22 protein-coding genes are annotated in these 20,115 nt (G+C 76.5%); 13 read left to right on the top strand and 9 right to left on the bottom strand.

Annotated features, from left to right (window positions below; genetic code table 11):
• Positions 1–5: 5 nt before the first annotated feature.
• The 3 genes from ACRYM6_RS20435 to ACRYM6_RS20425 all read right to left on the bottom strand — a co-directional run bounded on the left by ACRYM6_RS20435 (position 6) and on the right by ACRYM6_RS20425 (position 3,932).
• Positions 6–2,159, bottom strand: coding sequence for an RNA degradosome polyphosphate kinase (locus tag ACRYM6_RS20435; protein WP_432544725.1), 2,154 nt, complete (start codon positions 2,157–2,159; stop codon positions 6–8).
• A gap of 76 nt (positions 2,160–2,235) precedes the next feature.
• Positions 2,236–3,150, bottom strand: coding sequence for a mycothiol synthase (gene mshD / locus ACRYM6_RS20430; protein ID WP_432544724.1), 915 nt, complete (start codon positions 3,148–3,150; stop codon positions 2,236–2,238).
• A complete protein-coding gene (locus tag ACRYM6_RS20425; protein WP_432544723.1) occupies positions 3,147–3,932 on the bottom strand; it encodes a winged helix-turn-helix transcriptional regulator in 786 nt (261 codons plus the stop codon). Before ACRYM6_RS20425 ends, mshD begins: the two co-directional genes overlap by 4 nt.
• A 206-nt stretch (positions 3,933–4,138) precedes the next feature.
• On the opposite strand from ACRYM6_RS20425, the gene ACRYM6_RS20420 reads away from it, so the two are divergent.
• From ACRYM6_RS20420 to ACRYM6_RS20400, 5 genes are all read left to right on the top strand, one after another.
• Complete coding sequence (locus tag ACRYM6_RS20420) at positions 4,139–4,927, top strand: hypothetical protein (RefSeq protein ID WP_432544722.1); 789 nt, start codon at positions 4,139–4,141, stop codon at positions 4,925–4,927.
• A gap of 181 nt (positions 4,928–5,108) precedes the next feature.
• Positions 5,109–5,657 (top strand): nitrobindin family protein, encoded by a 549-nt coding sequence (locus ACRYM6_RS20415; RefSeq protein WP_432544721.1) that lies wholly within the window; start codon positions 5,109–5,111, stop codon positions 5,655–5,657.
• Positions 5,658–5,665: 8 nt separating this feature from the next.
• Positions 5,666–6,097: a Fur family transcriptional regulator gene (locus ACRYM6_RS20410; RefSeq protein ID WP_432544720.1), complete on the top strand. Its 432-nt coding sequence runs from the start codon at positions 5,666–5,668 to the stop codon at positions 6,095–6,097.
• A complete protein-coding gene (ygfZ, locus tag ACRYM6_RS20405; RefSeq protein ID WP_432544719.1) occupies positions 6,094–7,206 on the top strand; it encodes a CAF17-like 4Fe-4S cluster assembly/insertion protein YgfZ in 1,113 nt (370 codons plus the stop codon). The genes ACRYM6_RS20410 and ygfZ overlap by 4 nt, the downstream gene beginning before the upstream one ends.
• Before the next feature lie 119 nt (positions 7,207–7,325).
• Positions 7,326–7,916 (top strand): RsiG family protein, encoded by a 591-nt coding sequence (locus tag ACRYM6_RS20400; RefSeq protein WP_432544718.1) that lies wholly within the window; start codon positions 7,326–7,328, stop codon positions 7,914–7,916.
• 25 nt (positions 7,917–7,941) lie between these two features.
• On the opposite strand, the gene ACRYM6_RS20395 is transcribed toward ACRYM6_RS20400, so the two are convergent.
• Complete coding sequence (locus tag ACRYM6_RS20395; RefSeq protein ID WP_432544717.1) at positions 7,942–8,451, bottom strand: MarR family winged helix-turn-helix transcriptional regulator; 510 nt, start codon at positions 8,449–8,451, stop codon at positions 7,942–7,944.
• 55 nt (positions 8,452–8,506) lie between these two features.
• On the opposite strand from ACRYM6_RS20395, the gene ACRYM6_RS20390 reads away from it, so the two are divergent.
• Entirely contained in the window at positions 8,507–10,051 is a 1,545-nt protein-coding gene (locus tag ACRYM6_RS20390; RefSeq protein WP_432544716.1) for an FUSC family protein, read from the top strand.
• Positions 10,052–10,063: 12 nt separating this feature from the next.
• A complete protein-coding gene (locus ACRYM6_RS20385) occupies positions 10,064–10,402 on the top strand; it encodes a DUF2516 family protein (RefSeq protein WP_432544746.1) in 339 nt (112 codons plus the stop codon).
• A 2-nt stretch (positions 10,403–10,404) separates the two neighbouring features.
• Here ACRYM6_RS20385 and ACRYM6_RS20380 read toward each other — a convergent pair whose 3' ends face one another.
• Positions 10,405–10,731, bottom strand: a complete 327-nt coding sequence (locus ACRYM6_RS20380; RefSeq protein ID WP_432544715.1) for a hypothetical protein — start codon at positions 10,729–10,731, stop codon at positions 10,405–10,407.
• 116 nt (positions 10,732–10,847) lie between these two features.
• On the opposite strand from ACRYM6_RS20380, the gene dtd reads away from it, so the two are divergent.
• On the top strand, positions 10,848–11,273 hold the full coding sequence (gene dtd, locus ACRYM6_RS20375) for a D-aminoacyl-tRNA deacylase (RefSeq protein WP_432544714.1): 426 nt from the start codon (positions 10,848–10,850) through the stop codon (positions 11,271–11,273).
• Between the two features lie 28 nt (positions 11,274–11,301).
• Here the strand turns inward: dtd and ACRYM6_RS20370 are convergent, their stop codons facing one another.
• Both ACRYM6_RS20370 and ACRYM6_RS20365 read right to left on the bottom strand, forming a co-directional pair.
• Complete coding sequence (locus ACRYM6_RS20370; RefSeq protein ID WP_432544713.1) at positions 11,302–12,345, bottom strand: LacI family DNA-binding transcriptional regulator; 1,044 nt, start codon at positions 12,343–12,345, stop codon at positions 11,302–11,304.
• A gap of 53 nt (positions 12,346–12,398) precedes the next feature.
• Positions 12,399–13,253: a class I SAM-dependent methyltransferase gene (locus tag ACRYM6_RS20365; protein WP_432544712.1), complete on the bottom strand. Its 855-nt coding sequence runs from the start codon at positions 13,251–13,253 to the stop codon at positions 12,399–12,401.
• Between the two features lie 83 nt (positions 13,254–13,336).
• Here ACRYM6_RS20365 and mshA point away from each other — a divergent pair, with 83 nt between their 5' ends.
• From mshA to ACRYM6_RS20350, 3 genes are read left to right on the top strand one after another with little or no spacing between them, the layout of a single operon-like run.
• Positions 13,337–14,593, top strand: a complete 1,257-nt coding sequence (mshA, locus tag ACRYM6_RS20360; protein WP_432544745.1) for a D-inositol-3-phosphate glycosyltransferase — start codon at positions 13,337–13,339, stop codon at positions 14,591–14,593.
• Positions 14,594–14,602: 9 nt separating this feature from the next.
• Positions 14,603–15,355, top strand: coding sequence for a phosphoglyceromutase (locus ACRYM6_RS20355; protein ID WP_432544711.1), 753 nt, complete (start codon positions 14,603–14,605; stop codon positions 15,353–15,355).
• 1 nt (position 15,356) lies between these two features.
• Positions 15,357–16,493: a glycosyltransferase gene (locus tag ACRYM6_RS20350; protein WP_432544710.1), complete on the top strand. Its 1,137-nt coding sequence runs from the start codon at positions 15,357–15,359 to the stop codon at positions 16,491–16,493.
• Here ACRYM6_RS20350 and ACRYM6_RS20345 read toward each other — a convergent pair.
• Positions 16,490–17,149 carry a hypothetical protein gene (locus ACRYM6_RS20345; RefSeq protein WP_432544709.1) on the bottom strand — a complete coding sequence of 220 codons (660 nt, stop codon included), beginning with the start codon at positions 17,147–17,149 and terminating at the stop codon, positions 16,490–16,492. The two genes, ACRYM6_RS20350 and ACRYM6_RS20345, sit on opposite strands and share 4 nt — an antisense overlap.
• Positions 17,150–17,188: 39 nt before the next feature.
• A complete protein-coding gene (phoU, locus tag ACRYM6_RS20340) occupies positions 17,189–17,854 on the bottom strand; it encodes a phosphate signaling complex protein PhoU (protein WP_432544708.1) in 666 nt (221 codons plus the stop codon).
• Between the two features lie 193 nt (positions 17,855–18,047).
• On the opposite strand from phoU, the gene ACRYM6_RS20335 reads away from it, so the two are divergent.
• Together ACRYM6_RS20335 and ACRYM6_RS20330 are read left to right on the top strand one after the other, a co-directional pair.
• Positions 18,048–19,316 (top strand): sensor histidine kinase, encoded by a 1,269-nt coding sequence (locus ACRYM6_RS20335; protein WP_432544744.1) that lies wholly within the window; start codon positions 18,048–18,050, stop codon positions 19,314–19,316.
• Positions 19,313–19,993 (top strand): winged helix-turn-helix domain-containing protein, encoded by a 681-nt coding sequence (locus ACRYM6_RS20330; RefSeq protein WP_432544707.1) that lies wholly within the window; start codon positions 19,313–19,315, stop codon positions 19,991–19,993. The genes ACRYM6_RS20335 and ACRYM6_RS20330 overlap by 4 nt, the downstream gene beginning before the upstream one ends.
• The last annotated feature ends 122 nt before the right edge of the window (positions 19,994–20,115 follow it).

Here is a 20,115-nt window from a genome sequence, read left to right as displayed (position 1 = left end):
GCGTCTCAGCGCCGGCGGCGGGCGGTCGGGCGGCGCCCCGGGCGGGTGGCGATGATGTGCTCCTGCAGGTCCCGCAGCGGCTGGCCGTCCGCGTCGCGGTGGTGCCGCACCCACGTCCCGTCCGCACCCAGGTGCCACGAGCTCGTCGTGTCGGCCATGCAGTCGTCCAGCACCTGCGAGACCTCCCGCACGTGCCGCGGGTCGCCCAGGCGCACGACGGCCTCGACGCGGCGGTCCAGGTTGCGGTGCATCATGTCCGCGCTGCCGATCATCGCGACCGGGTCCCCGCCGGAGGCGAACCAGAAGATCCGGCTGTGCTCCAGGAACCGGCCGAGGATGGACCGGACCCGGATGTTCTCGCTCAGCCCCGGGACGCCGGGCTTGAGGGCGCAGATGCCGCGGACCACGACGTCGACCGGGACGCCGGCCGCCGACGCGCGGTACAGCGCGTCGATGATCCCCTCGTCGACGATCGAGTTCATCTTGAACCGGACCCCGGCCGGCAACCCCTGCCGGGCGTTGTCGATCTCGCGGTCGATGCGGTCGATCAGCCCCGTGCGCAGCGAGCGCGGGGCGACCAGCAGCCGCTTGTACGCCGTCTTCGGGGCGTACCCCGACAGCTGGTTGAACAGCCGGGTGAGGTCCTCGCCGACCTGGGCGTCGTCGGTCAGCAGCCCCATGTCCTCGTACAGGCGCGCGGTCTTGGGGTTGTAGTTGCCCGTGCCGACGTGGCAGTACCGGCGCAGGCCGCCCTGCTCCTGGCGCACCACGAGGCTGAGCTTGGCGTGCGTCTTCAGCCCCACGAGGCCGTACACGACGTGCACCCCGGCCTGCTCCAGCTTGCGGGCCCAGGTGATGTTCGCCTGCTCGTCGAAGCGCGCCTTGATCTCCACCAGGGCCAGGACCTGCTTGCCCGCCTCGGCGGCGTCGATGAGGGCGTCGACGATGGGGGAGTCGCCCGAGGTCCGGTACAGCGTCTGCTTGATGGCCAGCACCTTCGGGTCCGCCGCGGCCTGCTCCAGGAACGCCTGCACGCTCGTGGAGAACGAGTCGTACGGGTGGTGCAGCAGCACGTCGCGGTTGCGGATCGCCGCGAACACGTCGGACGGCTTCGCCGTCTCGGCGCCGTCGGTGAGGTCGCGGTGGGTGCGGGCCACGAACTTCGGGAACTTCAGCTCCGGCCGGTCCAGGTCGGCGATGTCGCCCAGGCCCCGCAGGTCCAGCGGCTCGGGGAGCTCGTAGACCTCCTTCTCGTGGATCCCCAGCTCGCGGACCAGCAGCTCGCGCACCTCGGGGGCGATGTCGGAGGCGACCTCCAGGCGGACCGCGGGACCGAACCGGCGGCGCAGGAGCTCCTTCTCCAGCGCCTGCAGGAGGTTCTCCGCGTCGTCCTCCTCGACCTCGAGGTCCTCGTTGCGGGTGACGCGGAACGTGTGGTGCTGCACGACCTCCATGCCCGGGAACAACTGGTCCAGGTGCACGGCGATCACGTCCTCCAGCGGGACGAAGCGCGCCGAGCGCGGGTCGGCGCCGTCGGCCGGTTCCACCGCCACGAAGCGCGGCAGCAGCGGCGGCACCTTGACGCGGGCGAAGTGCTCCTTGTCCGTCGTGGGGTTGCGCACCACCACGGCCAGGTTCAGCGACAACCCCGAGATGTACGGGAACGGGTGCGCCGGGTCGACGGCCAGCGGCGTCAGGACCGGGAACACCTGGTCGCGGAAGAACCCGTGCAGCCGTACCTGCTCGCCGTGCGCCAGCTCGTCCCAGCGCACGATCGTGATGCCGGCCTCGGCCAGCGCCGGGCGCACCGACTCCAGGAACGCGTTCGCGTGGCGCTCGGTCAGCTCGTGGGCGCGCACCGAGATCTCGTTGAGGACCTCGCGCGGTTCCAGGCCGCTGGCCGCGGTCACCGCCAGCCCCGTCGCGATCCGCCGCTTCAGGCCCGCGACGCGGACCATGAAGAACTCGTCGAGGTTGTTCGCGAAGATCGACAGGAAGCGGGCCCGTTCGAGCAGGTGCGTGTCCGGGTCCTCGGCCATCTGCAGCACGCGCTCGTTGAAGGCCAGCCACGACACCTCGCGGTCCGCGAAGCGGTCCTCGGGGAGTTCGACGGTCTCCTCGACCGGTGACACAGCGGGGAGGGGGCTGGTGGCCGTCATGACGATCAGTCTGCCACCGGCCGCGACCCTCCCGCAGCGGCGGGCGCCCGCCGGGCCGCGAACGGCCGGTGAACGCTCAGCGGGCCCCTGCGGCGGCCGGGGAGGCGTACTGCACGTCGACCGCCGCGCGCCCGAAACCGAGGCGGGTGTAGAGCCGCACGGCGGGCGCGTTGTCGCCGTCGACGTACAGGTCGACGGTCGCGGACGGGGGCAGCGCACCGGCGACCGCCCGCAGCCCCCGCACCAGCAGCGCCCGGCCCAGCCCCGCCCCGGCCCGCGCCGGGCTGACGCCCAGGACGTACAGCTCCCCGGCGCCGTCCTCGACCTTCATCCAGCAGAACCCGACCGGCCCGGCGGCCGCCTCGGCCAGCAGCAGCAGCGAGGGGTCGAACCAGTCCTCGGCGTACCGCGCGCGCAGGTCCTGCGCCGTCCAGCGGCCCTGCTCGGGGTGCGTGGCGAACGCCGCCGCGTTCAGCGCGACCCACGCGTCGTCGTCGGCGCCGGGCACCAGCGGGCGCACCCGCACGTCCGGCGGCAGGTCGGGCACCGGCAGGTCCACCAGGCCGGCCGCGCGACGTTCCATCCGCAGCAGCTCCCGCACCCGCGCCCAGCCCCGGCGCGCGGCCAGCGCGGCGGCCCCGGGGGTGTCCCCGTGCGACCACAGACGCACGTCGCGGCCGGCGGCGAGCGCCTCGGTCCCGGCCAGCAGCGCGGTCCCGTGCCCGCGCCGCCGGTGCGCGGGGTCGACGAGCAGCTCGCCCTCGAAGCCGTCCCCGGCGGTGGCCAGCTGCGCGTAGCCGACGAGCGCGCCCCCGTCGCGGGCCAGCAGGTGGTGCACGGCGGGGCGCCCGCGCTCCAGGCGCAGGACGGCGTCCTCGGACAGCGACGTCGCCCCGTCAGTGCGCGAGGCCGCGGCCGCCAGCGCCAGGACGTCCTCGCGGGTGCGCGCGTCCAGCTCCTCCCGGGCGACCCGCGCGGCGGGCCCGGTCACCGGCGGTGCGCCGGGTCGGTGCCGGCCGCCCGCACGTCCACGTCGTCGGCCGGGTCCGCGGCCGGCGGCGCGTCCAGGGACAGGCCGTCGTCGAGGTCGCGGCCGGCCGAGACGAACCGGTAGCCGACGTTGCGCACGGTGCCGATGGCGTTCTCGTGCTCGGCGCCCAGCTTGGCCCGCAGCCGGCGGACGTGGACGTCGACCGTGCGGGTGCCGCCGAAGTAGTCGTACCCCCAGACCTCCTGCAGCAGCTGGGCCCGGGTGAAGACGCGCCCGGGGTGCTGGGCCAGGTGCTTGAGGAGCTCGAACTCCTTGTAGGTCAGGTCCAGCTGGCGGCCGCGGACGCGGGCCGAGTACGCCGCCTCGTCGATGACGACGTCGCCGGCGCGGATCTCGCCCTGGGCCCCCGCCTCGGGGTCCTCGACGGGGCGGCGCAGGCGCCCGGCCGCCAGCCGCAGCCGGGCGTCGAGCTCGGCCGGGCCGCAGGAGTCCAGCAGGACGTCGTCGGCGCCCCAGTCGGCGGCCACCACCGCCATCCCGCCCTCGGTGACGACCAGCAGCAGCGGCTGCGACAGGCCGGTCGTGCGCAGCAGCCGGCACAGGGACCGGGCGGCGGCCAGCTCACGGCGACCGTCGACGAGGACGGCGTCCGCGGTCGGGCCGTCCACCAGCACGGAGGCCTCCGCCGGCAGCACCCGGACGCTGTGGGGCAGCAGCCCCAGCGCCGGCAGCACGTCCGTCGAGGGGGTGAGCGCGTTCGTCAAGACGAGGATCTGGGCCACCCGCTGTCCTGCCCTCCGTCCGTCCACGAGTGGGCCACGGCCCACGGCCACGAGCGGTGCAGGGTCGACCCACGAGGCCTGCAGGATAACGGGGGTCAGCCTACGTGTGTCGCGGAACCGACCGGGACCACCCGGGTCGGCGGTCCCCGCTTCTGCGAGGATCACCCGGTGAGCGGTACCGACCCCGGGTGCGGACGGGGGACCACGTGAGCCCGTCGGCGACGGCCACGGCCACCTTCGCGCTGGCCGGGCTGCTGGGCCTGGCGTCCTTCGGCGGTCCCTGGGTGCTGCTGCCGGCCGTCGTGCTGGTCGGGGCGCTGGTCGCCGTCGGCTGGCCCGACCTGCTCGACCTGCCCGCCCGGCGCGGCACCACCGCCCTGCTGGCCCTGGTCACCGTCGCCGCGGCCGCCGCCACCACCGCCGCGGTCGTCTCCGCGCGGGCCCGCGGCACCGAGGTCGCCGGGGTCCTGGGGCACGCGCCGGCGGTGGCGGCCCTGGCGCTGCTGGCCGCCTTCACCCACCAGCTGCTGCGGCGCGACGGGCGGCCCCGCCTCGTGGAGTCCGTCACCGCGGCCGTGGCCGGGCAGGCCGTCGTCGTCCTGGGCTCGGCCTGGATCGCCGTGCCCTCCACGTACGCGGGGGCGACCCTGGCCCCCGTGGTGCTCGCGGCCGTCGTCGCCACCGCCGCCGTGTCGGCCACGTCGTGGCCGCTGCGCGTCGTGGGCCCGGTCAACCTCCTCGTCGGCGGGGCCGCGGGCTGGCTGGCGGGCGTGCTCGTGGTGGTCCTGGGCGGCGGCGGCATCGTCTCGGAGGGGCGGTGGGCCGCCGCCGGGATCGTCGCCGGCGTCGGCGCCGGCGTCCTGGTCTCGGCCTGGCGCGCCCTGTCGTCGCGGCTGCCCGCGGCGCGCACCGTGCCGGCCGCGCTGGCCGTCGCCGCCGCCCCCCTCGCGCTCGCCGGCGGCGGCGCCTACCTCGTGGGCCGGCTGCTGCTCTGAACCGCCGGTGGCGGCGTGAGACGCCCCACGTCCACGGTGCCGTCGGGGGGTGGGCCGGTAGGCTCGGGACGTGCACGCCCTCGAAGTCTTCTTCCTCGTCCTGCTCATCGTGGTGAGCCTGGTCATCACGTGGTTCGCCGGCTACGTGGTGTACCGCCTCTTCCAGGGTCAGCGCTGACCCGTGGCGCTCCCGCTGCGCACCGACACCCCGCTCGCCCTCGTCCCGCTGTCGTGGCTGATCGGCCGCTGGGAGGGCGCCGGCGTCCTCGGGCACCCCGCCCGCGGTGAGACCGACACCCGCTTCGGCCAGGTCGTCGAGTTCACCCACGACGGCCGCGACTTCCTCAGCTACACCTCCACCACGTGGGCGCTGGACGAGGACGGGAACACCACCGACCCCCTCGACGTCGAGACCGGGTACTGGCGGCCCCAGCCGGTCGACCTCGACAGCCCCGCGCCCGCCGACGGCCCGCGCCCGGTCGAGCTGGAGGTCCTGCTGACCCACCCGACGGGGGTCGTGGAGATCCTCGCCGGGACCGCCCGCGGCCCGCGCATCGACCTGTCGACCGACGTGGTGGCCCGCACGACCACGGCCCACGAGTACACCGCCGGCACCCGCATGTACGGCCTCGTCGAGGGCGACCTGCTCTGGGCGCTCGACGTGACCCTCGAGGGCCACCCGCTGCGCAGCTACGCCTCGGCTCGGCTCAAGCGCGTCGCGGAGGGCTGAGCGCACCCGTGGACCTCGGCGAGGTGCTGCACGCGCGCGGCCTGCGCCTGACCCCCCAGCGCGGGCGGATCCTCGAGGCCGTCCGCGCGCTCGGGCACGCCAGCGCCGAGGACGTCGCGGAACACCTCGCGCCCCGCGACGGTTCCGCCGGGGTGGACCCCTCGACCGTCTACCGGGCGCTCGCGGTCCTGGAGGAGGTCGGGCTCGTGGCCCGCACCCAGATCGACCGGCGGGTCCCGTCGTTCTCCGCGGTGGAGCACGGCGGTCACCTGCACCTGGTCTGCGACGGGTGCGGCGCCGTCGCCGAGACCGACGCCGGGCCCGCCCGCGAGATGGCCGCGGAGGTCCTGACCCGCGACGGGTTCGCCGTCGACACCGGGCACCTGGCCCTGCGGGGCCGGTGCGCGGTCTGCCGCGCCGACCAGGAGGTACGCCCGTGACCACGCCCACCCAGACACCCCCCGGGACCCCCGCGCCCGGCCGGCGCTCCCCGCTGCTCGACGCGCCGGGGGCGGTGGCCGCCGAGGGCCCCGACGCCGGGGTCGCCTGGCACTACGGCGACCCGCACGCCGAGCAGCGCGCCCTGGTGCGCGGCGAGGCCGTCGTCGACCTGTCGCACCGCGGCGTCCTGCGGCTGAGCGGCCCGGACCGGCTGTCGTGGCTGCACAGCATCACCACCCAGGCCCTGACCGGGCTGCCCGCCGGGACCTCGACCGAGACGCTCGTGCTGAGCCCCACGGGCCGCGTCGAGCACGCGCTGCACCTCGTGGACGACGGGGAGGCCGCCTGGATCACCGTCGAGCCCGGGGCGGTCGACGCGCTGCGGACCTGGCTGGAGCGCATGCGGTTCATGCTGCGCGTGGAGATCGCGGACGTGAGCGCGCAGTACGCCGTCCTGGGGGAGCCGAGCCGGTCCGACGTCAGCTCCGCCGGGCCGGTCTGGGTCGACCCGTGGCCCGGTGCCACCCCCGCGAACGAGGGCGGGACGGCCGACACCGCCAGCTACGCCGCCGTGTCCACGCTGGAGCACCCCGGCGCCGAGCGGGCCTGGCGCGAGGTCCTCGTGCCGCGCGGCGGGCTCGTCGCGGCGGTGGACGGGCGCCGGCTCGCGGGGACCTGGGCGAGCGAGGCCCTGCGCGTGGAGGCGTGGCGGCCCCGGTTCGGGCTGGAGACCGACGAGCGCTCCATCCCGCACGAGCTGGACTGGCTGCGGACGGCCGTGCACCTGCACAAGGGCTGCTACCGCGGGCAGGAGACCGTCGCGAAGGTCCACAACCTCGGCCGCCCGCCGCGCCGGCTGGTGCTGCTGCACCTGGACGGCTCCTCGCACGACCTGCCCGCCCACGGCGACGAGGTCGTGCACGCCGACCGCCGGGTCGGGCTGGTCACCACGGCCGCCCGCCACCACGAGCTGGGCCCGGTCGCGCTGGCGGTCGTCAAGCGGTCGCTGCCGGTCGACGCGGAGCTGTTCGCCGTCGCGGGGTCGGGCAGCGAGGGGGCCGTGCCGCGGCGGATCGCCGCCGCGCAGGAGGTCGTCGTCGCCCCCTGAGGCGCGCCCGCGCGCCCCGGGACCCTGCCGTTCCGGGAACGGGTGGGTCATACTCTCCGGAGCGCACGCTACGTGATCGCGCGCGTGCACTGGGTGGATTCGAGTCGGGGGAGGCCGTCATGGACGAGCAGGTCAGCGGGTACCAGGCCGGTGGGCGGCGCGCGCTGGACAAGGTCCTCGCCCCCGACTTCCTCGCCGGGCTGCAGGACATGGACCTCGAGACGCTGCGCGAGCACCGCACGACCGCCGAGCAGGAGGAGGCCGACCTCTCCTACGCCCGGCGGCTCATCCAGGGGCGCCTGGACCTGCTGGGGGCCGAGGAGGACCGGCGCGCCGGGTCGGACGGCGCGCCCGACGTGCGGCACGCCCGCTCCGACGCCGAGCTGGTCGCCAAGCTCACCGACGTCCTGGCCGACCCCCGGCGCACCGACCACGGCATGGGCCGCTTCACCTCGGTCGAGCCCTCGCGCGTGGGGGAGCACCGGCGCCGCGCCGAGCTCGCCGTCGCCGACCCGCACCTGTCCGACCTGACCGCCATGGACGACGCCCAGCTCGCCGCGGCCCGCGCCCGCCTGGTGTCCCTGGAGCAGGAGCTGTCGGCGGACCGGCACCGCGTGCAGGAGGCCATGGACGCCTGCACGGACGAGATCACCCGGCGCTACCGCGACGGTGTCGTGTCGGTCGAGGACGCGCTGCGCTCCTCGCGGTGAGCCCCAGCGCGCTGAGCCCCGCGCCTCAGGCCGGGTGGTGGCCCAGCAGGGTCTTCAGCGCCTGCGCGGTCGCCGCCTCCCGCTCGGGGCCGAGCACCGCGGCGAACGCGGCCTCGGCCTCCAGCACGCGCGGCAGCAGCCGGTCCACCAGGGCGGTGCCCGCGGGGGTCAGGGACAGCCGCGTGACCCGCCCGTCGCGCTCGTCGGGCGTGCGCTGGAGGTGGCCCACCGCCGTCAGGTGGTCCAGCCGCTTGGTGGTGGCGGCGCCGGAGGACAGCGTGACCGCGGCGATGCCGGTCGGGGTCAGGGGCGTGCGCCCGGCGCGGCGGACCGCGGAGAGCACGTCGAACTCCGGGCGTGTGAGGCCCTCGGCGCGCACGACGGGGTCGGTGGCGCGCGCCAGGGCCGCCGCGACCAGCCGCAGCCGGCCCGTCAGGGCCATCGTCGAGGTGTCCAGGTCCGGGTGCACCGCCGCCCACTCGCGGCGGGCGACGTCGACGACGTCCGGGCGGTCGGCGGGGTCGGAAGGGTCCACCGGGGGAGCGTACCGACTGATCCTTCGCAGGTGAAACACCTGTTAAGGTCATGGGGTGAGTCTCCGCGCGCACCTGCACCGCTCCGTCCGCGGGTGGTCGCGGATCGCCCCCGGCCCGCACCCGTGGTGGTCGGCCGCCGTCGCGACCCTCGCCCTCGGGATCCCCCTGGCCGCCACCCTCGCCGCCGGCACCCCGCTGCTGGCCGCCCCGGCGACCTTCGGCGCCATGGCCAACCTCTACGGGCGCTCGGAGTCCTACGCCCGCCGCTGGCGCACCCAGGCCTGGACCGGCCTCGGGCTCACCCTCGCCGTCCTCGCCGGGGCCGGCGCCGCCGCGCTGCCGCTGACCGGGTGGGCCGACGTCGCCGTCCCCGCCGCCGTCGTCGCCGTCGTGGCCGCGGTCGCCAAGTTCGTCACCGACGCCGTGCGCACCGGCCCGCCCGCCGGGCTCATCCCCGTCTTCGCCGCCGGGACCCTCGGCGCGGAACCGCTGCGCGCCGCCGACCTGCCCGCCGTCGCCGCGGTCACCGTCGCCTGCGCCGCGTTCGCCGTCGCGCTGTCCTGCGCCGCCGGGCTGTGGCGCCCCGACGGCCCCGAGCGCCACGCCGTCCGCCGCGCCGCCCTGGCCGTCCTCGACGCCCGCGAGGACCCCACCGCCCGCCACCGCGCGGTGGTGGCCGTGGACGCCGCCTGGGCGGTGCTCGGCCCCCGCGGCGCCTCCCCGCTCGGCGACTGGCTCGCCCACGCCGAGCGCCTCCTGCACACCGGCGGCCGGGCCGCGGAGCGCCCGCTGCGGGTGCTCCTGCCGCTGCTCGACGGCCGCCGCCCCCTGCCGCCGGCCCCCGCCGGTCCCGCCCACACCGCGCCCGCCTGGCCGCGCCGCCGGGTCCTGGCCGCGCTGCGCGCCCCCGGCGCCCTCGCCGTCCCCGCCCTGCGCGTGGGGATCGCCTGCGTCGCCGCGGTCCTGCTCGCCGCCGCCTGCGGCCTCGGGCACGTCTACTGGGCCGCGGTCGGGGCCGCCGCCGCCCTGCAGGCCCCCTCCGCCGGGATCACCGTCCAGCGCGCCCTGCAGCGCGCGGCGGGCACCGTCGTCGGGGTCGGCGTGGCCGCCGTCCTCGTCCCCCTGGCCACCGGCGACGTGCGGCTGTGGCTGCTGACCGCGGCGTGCATGTTCGCCGTCGAGCTGTGCATGCCCCGCAACCACGCCCTGGGGACCGTCGCCATCACCAGCCTGTCCCTGCTCCTGACCCGCGTCGGCGCCACCGGGACCGGCGTCGAGCGGCTCGTGCTGGACCGCGTCGGCGACACCGTGGTCGGCATCGCGGTCGCGGTCGGCGTCGCGCTGCTCGTGCGCAACGCCCGGGCCCGGCACGCCCTGGACGGCGCCCTCGACGCGCTCGGCCGGGCCCAGGACCCGCACGGGCTGCGCAGCGGCCTGCTCGCCGTCGCCGAGGCCCGCGCCCGGCTCGCCGACGACGACTGGCGCCCGCCCGCGCCCCGCGCCGCCGCGGACGCCGAACGGGCCGGGTACGCCCGGCTGGGCGACCTGCTGACCCGGCAGGAGGCCGAACGCGGAACCCGGCGGCCCGTCCGGCCGTAGAGTTCCAGTGTGGTGGACCTGGTGAACAACCTGCAGTACGGCGTCCTGCTGATCCTGGGGATCGCGGCCCTGGGCCTGGAAGTGTGGGCGCTGATCGACTGCGCCCGGCGCCCGGCCGCGGCGTTCGTCGCGGCCGGCAAGCGGACCAAGAACTTCTGGCTCGCCATCACCGCCGTCGCCACCGCCGTCGGGTTCGTGTCGGTGTTCTCCGTGCTGGGGATCTTCGGGGTCCTCGGCGTCGTGGGGGCCGCCGTCTACCTCGCCGACGTCCGCCCCGCCGTCCGCGGGTACGGCGGCGGTCCCCGCCGCCGCGACGACCGCGGCAACCAGGGCCCGTACGGCCCCTGGTGAGGTCAGCGGGCGGGCAGCCCGCCCGTCCGCCCGCCCCGGTGCGCCAGCGAGTGCACCCCGCGCCACGCGCAGCGCACCAGCGTGACGCCCACGACCAGCAGGGCGGCCACCGAGATCAGGTCGGCCTCGGTGAAGCCCCGGTCCCGGGTCCAGCTGTAGAGGACCCGCCCCTCCACCGGCTGGTTCACCCGGGTCCAGATCGCCGCCAGCAGCCCCAGCACCACCGCGGAGTCCACCCGCGGCCGCCACAGCGCCCCGAGGGCGCAGACACCGAGCGCCAGCAGGGTCACCGGGATCACCACGGGCGCGTCGAGCAGGGTCTGCAGCACCGTCCGATCGTAGGTCGGCCACCTCCCCGCCGGGCGGCGTTCAGCCGGTGTCCACCCAGGCGCCCACCACATCGACACACCCGTCCCACCCGGACGGACCAGCAGAGGAGCACCCCGTGAGGGCCGTCGTCCAGCGCGTCACCCGCGCCCGCGTCACCGTCGGCGACGAGGTCGTCGGAGCGCTCGACGAGCCCGGCCTGCTCGTCCTGCTCGGCGCCACCCACGACGACGGTCCCGCCCAGGTCGAGCTCGTCGCCCGCAAGGTCGCCCAGCTGCGCATCCTGCGCGGGGAACGGGCCGCCGCCGACGTCGACGCCCCCGTGCTCCTCGTCAGCCAGTTCACCCTCTACGCCGACACCCGCAAGGGCCGGCGCCCCACCTGGAACGCCGCCGCCCCCGGGCCCGTCGCCGAACCCCTCGTCGACGCCGTCGCCGACGCGCTGCGCGGGCACGGGCTGCGCGTGCAGACCGGCCGGTTCGGGGCCGACATGGCCGTCGAGCTCGTCAACGACGGGCCCACCACGATCCTGCTCGAGGCCTGACCCGCTCGGGGCCCGACCCGCCGGCGCCTCAGCGCCGCGTCGAGCTCGCCCGCGCCACGAACCGCCGCGGCTCGGCCACCGACGCCTCCCCGGCCCGGCCCGCCACCGCGTCCAGCAGCGACCGGGCGCTGCGGGCCCCGTCGGCCACCACGTCGCGGCACGAGGAGCTGATCGCCGGGCTCGCCAGCCGGCACAGCATGGAGTCCTCCCCGGCGACCACGGCGAACTCCGCCCCGACCCGCACCCCCAGCGCCTCCCGCTCGGCGACGACCGCGGCGGCCATCACGTCGTTGTCGTACACGACCGCCGTCGGGGGTCGCGCCCCCGCGAGCAGGTCCCGCGTCGCGGCCAGCCCGCCCGCGGAGGTGTAGTCGGCCTCCACGACCGGCGCCGCCGCCCCCAGCGCCGAGCGGGTCACCTCCCGCCACGCGGTGTCGCGCCGCCGGGTGTGCAGGAACTGCCGCGGACCGCTCACCCGGCACAGGCGGGTGTGCCCCTGCGCCAGGAGGTGCTCCACGACCTCCGCGACCGCCTGCCGCTCCGTCTCCACCGTCAGCGCCAGGGCGCCCCCCGCGGGCAGCCGGTCGTCGATCCCGCCGCGCACCGCGCACGGGATCCCCAGCTCCGCGACCAGGTCCACCCGCGGGTCGTCCACCAGCAGGTCCGTCAGGACGACGCCGTCCACCCGCTGCTCGCCCCACCAGTCCCGCAGCACCCGCACCGCCGCCCCGGCGTCCGGGACGACCGTCAGCAGCAGCGAGAAGCCCTCGCGGGCCAGGACGCTCTCCAGACCGGCGACGAACCGCATGTAGTACGGCTCCTCCTCCAGGAGCCGGACGTCGCGCGCCACGGCCAGCCCGATCGCCCCGGCGCGCGCCTTCGACAGCGACCGCGCCGCCGCGCTGGGCCGCCAGCCGAGCTCGGTCGCCGTGGCCCGCACGCGCGCGCGGGTCGCCTCCGACACCCCGGGCAGGTCGTTCAGCGCGTACGACACCGACGCCTTCGAGACCCCCGCCACCCGCGCGATGTCGCGGATCGTCGGCCGCGCCCCCGGCGGTGTGCCACGTGCCACGCGTCCCCCTCGACCCCGACCGACCCGCCGCGACCCGCCCCGGCGTCGACCGATCATGCCCGACCGGACGGTCCCACCCGGCCGGGGGCCACGCACGCCCAGCCCACCGTCAGCTCGCCCAGGCGCCAGCGCGACGGCCCGTCCAGCACCGGCCAGTCCCGGGACAGCTCGCGGCACGTCTCGATCCAGCGCTGCCGGACGCCGAACGTGCCCACCGGCGCCGCCCGCGCCCACGCCGCGTCCGCCGCGCGCAGCAGGTCGTGGACCCCCTCGCCGGGCACGTTGCGGTGGATGAGCACCTTCGGCAGCCGCTCGGCCACCGCCGAGGGGGCCGGCAGCCCCGCCAGCCGCACCGAGACCGTCAGCGACACCGGGCCCGCCTCGCGCTCCAGGCACACCCACGTCGAGCGCCGGCCCAGCTCGTCGCACGTCCCGTCGACCAGCGCCCCGCCCGGCGCCAGCCGCGAGCGCAGCAGCTCCCACGTCCGCTCCACCTGGTCCGACTCGTACTGGCGCAGCACGTTGAACGCCCGCACGAGCACCGGGTCGCCCGCCGTGGGGACCTCGAAGCCGCCCACGGCGAACTCCGGGGCGCCCGCCACCCCGGCCAGCGCGGCCCGCGCCGCCGCGACCCGCTCGGGGGCGATCTCCAGCCCCACGACGCGCACGTCGGGACGGACCCGGCGCAGCCACCGCTGCAGGTCGGTGACGGTGACGTGCGAGGCGCCGTAGCCCAGGTCCACCACGAGGGGGTCGGCCGCGCGGCGCAGCCGGGCGGCCTGCGTCTGCGCGAGCCAGCGCTCCACCCGGCGCAACCGGTCCGGCCCCGTCGTGCCGCGGGTCACCGCACCGACGGCCGCCACCCCCGGGACGCCGCTGCGGACTCGGGAGGCAGACTGCCGGGGCACGTCGGGACACTACGACGTCAGGACCTAGCGTCACGGGGAGGCAGTGCGTGCGCGACACCACACACCGGGTGTCACGGGTGGCGATGCTGTCGGTGCACACGTCCCCGCTGGCCCAGCCGGGCACCGGCGACGCCGGCGGCATGAACGTCTACGTCCTGGAGCTGGCCCGCCAGCTCGCCCGCCGCGGCGTCGAGGTGGAGGTCTTCACCCGCCGCACGGCCTCCGACCAGCCCCCCGTCGTCGAGGACCCCGGCGGGGCCGGCGGCGTCCGGGTGCGGCACGTCGCGGCCGGGCCGTACGAGGGGCTGGCCAAGGAGGACCTGCCGGGGCAGCTGTGCGCCTTCACCGCGGGCGTCCTGCAGGCCGGGGCCCGGCACGCCGAGGACCACTACGACGTCGTGCACTCGCACTACTGGCTCTCCGGGCAGGTCGGGTGGCTGACGGCCGACCGCTGGGACGTACCGCTGGTGCACTCGATGCACACCATGGCCAAGGTCAAGAACGCGGCGCTGGCCGAGGGCGACGCCCCCGAGCCGGCGGGCCGGGTCATCGGCGAGCAGCAGGTCGTCGACGCCGCCGACCGCGTCGTCGCGAACACCGGCGCCGAGCGCGAGGACCTGCTGACCCTGTACGGCGCCGACCCCGCCAAGGTCGTCGTCGTCCCGCCCGGCGTGGACCTGGCCACCTTCACCCCCGAGCCGGGCCGGGCCGCGTCCCGGCGGCGGCTGGGGCTGCCCGCCGACGCCGACGTGCTGCTGTTCGTGGGCCGCATCCAGCCGCTGAAGGCCCCCGACCTGCTGGTGCGGGCCGCCGCCGCCCTGCTGCGCGAGCAGCCGTGGCGCCGGGAGCGGCTGCGCGTCGTCGTGCTCGGCGGGCCCAGCGGGTCCGGCACGGCGCACCCCCGGTCGCTGGCCGAGCTCGTCCACGACCTCGGCCTGGACGACGTCGTGCGGCTGTCCCCGCCGACCCCCCGCGCCGAGCTCGCCGACCACTACCGCGCCGCCGACCTCGTCGCCGTCCCCTCGTACAACGAGTCCTTCGGGCTGGTCGCCCTGGAGGCCCAGGCGTGCGGGACGCCCGTGGTCGCCGCGGCCGTCGGCGGCCTGCGGGTCGCCGTCGACGACGACCCGCTCTCGGGCACCGGCGTGCTGGTCCCCGACCACGACCCGCGCACGTGGGCCCGCGCGCTGGCCGGTCTGCTCGACGACCCCGCGCGCCGGGCCGCGATGGGGGAGCGGGCCGCGCGGCGGGCCACCGGGTTCGGCTGGGGGGCCACCGCCGAGGCCACCCTGGACGTCTACGCCCGGGCGCTCGCCGAGCGCGCCGGGCAGGCTCGGTAAGGTTCGACCATGAGCGAAGCGGCGCACACCCTCGTCCTCCTGCGGCACGGCGAGAGCGAGTGGAACGCCCTGAACCTGTTCACCGGCTGGGTCGACGTGGCCCTGTCGGAGAAGGGTCGGGCCGAGGCGGCGGCGGGCGGGAGGCTCCTCGTCGAGGCCGGCGTCCTGCCGGACGTCGTCCACACCTCCCTGCTGCGCCGGGCCATCACGACGGCGCACCTGGCCCTCGACGCGGCCGACCGGCACTGGATCGACGTGAAGCGCTCCTGGCGGCTGAACGAGCGCCACTACGGGGCGCTGCAGGGCAAGGACAAGAAGCAGACGCTCGCCGAGTTCGGCGAGGAGCAGTTCATGCTGTGGCGCCGCTCCTACGACACCCCGCCGCCGGCCATCGAGGTCGGCTCGGAGTTCTCCCAGGACGCCGACCCGCGCTACGCCGACCTGGGCGCGGACGCCCCGCGCACCGAGTGCCTGGCCGACGTGGTGCGCCGGATGCTGCCGTACTGGACCGAGGAGGTCGTCCCCGACCTGCGGGCCGGCAAGACCGTCCTGCTCGCCGCGCACGGCAACTCGCTGCGCGCGCTGGTCAAGCACCTCGACGGCATCTCCGACACCGACATCGCCGGGCTGAACATCCCCACCGGCATCCCGCTGGTGTACCGGCTCGACGCCGACCTGCGCCCGCTCGTGCCGGGCGGGGAGTACCTCGACCCGGCCGCGGCCGCCGCCGCCGCGGCGGCGGTGGCGAACCAGGGCCGCTGAGTTGGCCGCCCCCGGACCCCGGGTCCTGGTCGTCGAGGGCGCCCTGCGCGACAACGGCGGCCTGCGGGTCTCGGCCGACCTCGCGCGGCGCTGGCAGGACCTCGGGGCCCGGGTGCGGTTCCTGGTCCTGGAGGACGTCGCGCCGGACGGCCCGATGTTCACCCCCTCCGAGGAGCTGGACCTGCGCTGGGGCAGCGACCGGGTGCGGCGCTTCCGCAGCTCCGCGCCGCGGATCCTGGTCAACACCCTCCGGCAGGTCCGGCGGGCCGACGTGGTGGTCTCCGGCAGCGAGGTCGGCTACGGGCTGCTGATCGGGTGGCTGGCCGCCCGGATCGCGCGCAAGCCCTTCGTCGTCCTCGTGCAGAGCTCGCTGCCGCGCGCGGTCGCCGCCTGGACCCCGGCCCGGTTGCGGCCGCTGCTGACGCAGGTCCACCAGCGCGTCGACGCGGCGATCTGCGTCTCCCCGGGGCTGGTCGCCGACGTGCGCGAGGTCGGCGTCGCGCCCGAGCGCATCCACTCCGTCGACGTCGGCATCGACGTCGCGGGCACCGTGGAGAAGGTCGCCCGGACCGGCGGCCCCGTCCGCTCCGCGAGCGGTCGCACGCGGATCGTGTCGGCCGGCCGGCTGGCCGACCAGAAGGGCTTCGACGTGCTGCTGGACGCCGTGGCCCGGGTGGTCTCGGCCGGCGGTGACGTCGAGCTCGTCCTGGTCGGGGCGGGGGAGCTCGACGCCGACCTGCGCGCCCGCGCCGACCTGCTCGGGATCGCCGACCGCGTCGACTTCGCCGGTCACGTCGACGACCTGCAGAACCGGCTCGCGGGGGCGGACCTGTTCGTGCTGTCCTCCCGCTACGAGGGCAACGGCAGCCTGGTCCTGCTCGAGGCCCTGGCCCACGGCACCCCCGTGATCGCCACCGACTGCCCGACGGGGCCGCGGTACGTGCTGCGCGACGGCGAGATCGGCGACCTGGTGCCCGTGGAGGACCCGGCGGCCCTGGCCGACGCGGTGCTGGCCTTCCTCGCCGACCCCGGACCGCTGCGCCGCAAGGCGTCGGGCGGGCCCGCGCGCGCGTGGGACTTCGACCAGGGGGCGGCGGCCGTGGCGTCGGCGCGGGTCCTGGCCGACCTGGTGCGCTAGCCCGCGGCGTCCGGCGAGGTCGTCACCGTGCCGGAGGGCGACGGGGACTGCGTGGCCGTCTGCGTGGCCGACTGCGTGGGCGTCGAGCCTGCGCAGTCGCGCTCCACGGCCGCCTGCAGCCGCTCCTGGGCCGCGACGACGGCCGTCGCCGCGGCCGGGTCCGGGTTGACCACGACCGCCGCGTCGTCGATGGCGGTCATCGCCCCGGGCAGGTCGTCGGTGGTGCCGGGGTCGAGCGCGCCGACCTGCGTCGCGAGCCGCGTGTAGTAGTCGAGGACGACCTGCGCGTCCGGCAGCGACCCCGGGGGAGCGGCCGCCAGGACGGCCGCGTAGTACTCCGGGCCCTCGGTGGTGGTGACGACGGTGAACACCGACTGCGCCTGCGGGTCCCCGCGCTCGACGCCCAGCGCGTCCAGCTCGGCGGCGTAGGCGTCGTCGAGGGCGTCCTGCGCGGAGCGGACGGTGGTGCAGTCGAAGGCGGGACCGGAGCTGGTGGGGCTCGCCGGGGGGGTGCTGCTCGCGGCGGTGGCCGTCGGGGTGGTGGTGGTCGTCGTGGGGGCGGGGTCGGGGGACCCGTCCGCGCCGCACGCCGCCAGCAGCGCACCCGCCCCCAGCGCGCACCAGAGCGCGACCGGGGCCGCGCGCGGGGTGATCACCCCGTCGACGCTACACCCGGCCCCGGGCCCGCGACGATCTCAGACCCGCTGCGCGACAACGTCCTCGTCCCGGGAACCGGTCACCAGGAAGAGGACGGACTTGGCCACCGAGACGGCGTGGTCGGCGAACCGCTCGTAGTAGCGGCTGCACAGGGTGAGGTCGACCGCGACCTCGGTGGGGTGGTTCCACGTGCGGGCCAGCAACTGCTCGAAGACCTGCCGGTGCAGGCGGTCCATCTCGTCGTCGTCGACCTCCATCTCGGCCGCGAGGTGCACGTCCCGGGTGGCGATGACGCTGCCGGCCTTGGCGACGATCCGCTCGGCCACCTGGCCCATCTCCAGCACGGTGCTGCGCAGCTCCGCCGGGACGACGGCGTCGGGGTAGCGCAGCCGCGCGAGCTTGGCGACGTGCCGGGCCAGGTCGCCCATGCGCTCCAGGCTCGAGCTCATCCGCAGCGCGGTCACGACCACCCGCAGGTCGGTCGCCACGGGCGACTGGCGGGCCAGGACGTCGACGGCCCGCTCCTCCAGGTCGCGCTGCAGGTCGTCGATGCGCCGGTCGGCGGAGATGACCGACTCGGCCAGCTCGCGGTCGGCGTCCAGCAGCGCCGTGGTCGCGCGGGTCATCGCGGACTCGGCCAGCTGCGTCATCTCGACGAGCGTCTCGACCAGACCGCTCAGTTCGTCGTGGTACACGTTGCGCACGGGTCCTCCAGTGGTCGTCGCTGTGCGCGTCCCGTGCTCCCGCGGAGACGCTTCGGGGCCATCCTGCCGCCGTCACGGTGCCAGGGCCCGGTGAACGGTCGGCCCCCCGCAGGTGAACATCTGCCCGGTCGGCGCGGCCGCGGGGCGCCGACGGCGGAGCGCGCACCCGCGACGACCGTAGGCTGGTGGGGTGCTGGGCGAGGTCTCCGTCTCGATCGCCGCGGCGGCCGGTGTCCTGGCCGGCGCCGGCGGCGTCCTGGCGTTCCGCCTCTCCGAGCGCCTCCAGCGAACACCCGCCCGCGACTCCGCGCCCGTCGGGGCGCTGCCCGCGGGCGTCAGCGACGTGCTCATGGCGCTGCGCTCCTCGGCCGTGGTCCTCGCCGCCGACGACGAGGTCGTCAAGGCCAGCGCCGCCTCCTACGCCACCGGGGTCGTCTCCGGGGGGGAGCTGGTGGACGCGCAGCTGCGGGAGATGGTCCGCGCCTGCCGCCGCGACGGCCGGGTGCGCGAGACCGAGGTCGAGCTGGGCGCGGGGCTGGGACGGCCGCCGGCGGTCGTGCTGGCCCGGGTCACCCCGCTGGGGCCGCACCACGTGCTGCTGCTGCTGGAGGACCGCACCGAGTCCCGCCGCATCGAGGCGGTGCGCCGCGACTTCGTGGCGAACGTCAGCCACGAGCTGAAGACGCCGGTCGGCGCGCTGTCGCTGCTGTCGGAGGCCGTGGAGGACGCCGCCGACGACCCCGAGGCGGTGCGCCACTTCGCCAAGCGGATGCGGCGCGAGTCCATCCGGCTGACCGCGCTGGTCAAGGAGATCATCGACCTGTCCCGGTTGCAGGCCGCCGAGACGGTGCTGCAGCCCGAGACGCTGGAGGTCGACCAGCTGGTCGCCGAGGCCGTCGACCGGGTCGGCACGCTGGCCCAGCAGCGGGGCTCGGAGGTCGTGGTGGCCGGGCAGCGCGGGCTGCACGTGCGCGGGGACCGGGAGCTGCTGGTGACGGCCCTGCGCAACCTCGTGCACAACGCGCTGGCCTACTCGCCCGAGCGCAGCCGCGTCGTCGTGGAGGTGCGGCGGGGGGTCGGGCGCGTGGTGACCACGCCCGCGGGCCAGCAGGTCCCGACGATCGACCTGGCCGTCTCCGACCGGGGCGTGGGGATCAGCCAGGCCGACCTGCACCGCATCTTCGAGCGCTTCTACCGGGTCGACCCGGCGCGCTCGCGCTCCACCGGCGGGACGGGGCTGGGGCTCTCGATCGTCAAGCACATCGCCGGCAACCACGGCGGCGACGTGAAGGTCTGGAGCGCCGAGGGCGAGGGGTCGACGTTCACCCTGCGCCTGCCAGACCCGGACGCCCAGCCCGACCGGCGCGACGACCCGGCCGCCGAACCCGCCTCGACGTCGGTGGCCACGAGGGCCGTCGACCGCCGCACCGCACCGAACACGCCCCTGGAGGTCAGACCGTGACGCGCATCCTGGTGGTCGAGGACGAGGAGTCGTTCTCCGATCCGCTGTCCTACCTGCTGCGGCGGGAGGGTTACGACGTGGCGGTCACCGAGAACGGTCCCGACGCCCTGGAGGAGTTCGACAAGGCGGGCGCCGACCTGGTGCTCCTGGACCTCATGCTCCCGGGGCTGCCCGGCACCGAGGTCTGCCGGCAGCTGCGGACCCGCTCGAGCGTGCCGGTGATCATGCTGACCGCGAAGGACTCCGAGATCGACAAGGTGGTGGGGTTGGAGATCGGCGCCGACGACTACGTGACCAAGCCGTACTCCTCGCGCGAGCTGCTCGCCCGGGTCCGCGCGGTCCTGCGCCGCGGCGCCGAGCCGGAGGACCTGGTGCAGACCACGGTGGAGGCGGGCGGGGTCCGGATGGACGTCGACCGGCACGTGGTGACGGTCCGCGGTGAGCGGGTCCCGCTGCCGCTGAAGGAGTTCGAGCTGCTGGAGCTGCTGCTGCGCAACGCCGGGCGGGTCCTGACGCGGGTGCAGCTGATCGACCGCGTCTGGGGTTCGGACTACGTCGGGGACACCAAGACGCTCGACGTCCACGTGAAGCGGCTGCGCGCCAAGATCGAGCCGGACCCGTCCAACCCGCGGTACCTGGTGACCGTGCGGGGGCTGGGCTACAAGTTCGAGGGCTGAGCGCGGCGGCGCGAGGACGACGAGAGGGGGGGGGGCGGGCGGGGGCGCCCCCCGGGGGGGCCGGCGGGGGGGCGGGGGGGGGTCCGACCAGCCCACCGCCCCCGCCCCACCCCCGGGACGCG

The organism is Kineococcus rugosus (genome assembly GCF_050871975.1).
Lineage (GTDB): Bacteria > Actinomycetota > Actinomycetes > Actinomycetales > Kineococcaceae > Kineococcus.
This window is presented reverse-complemented; position numbering and strand designations above follow the sequence as displayed.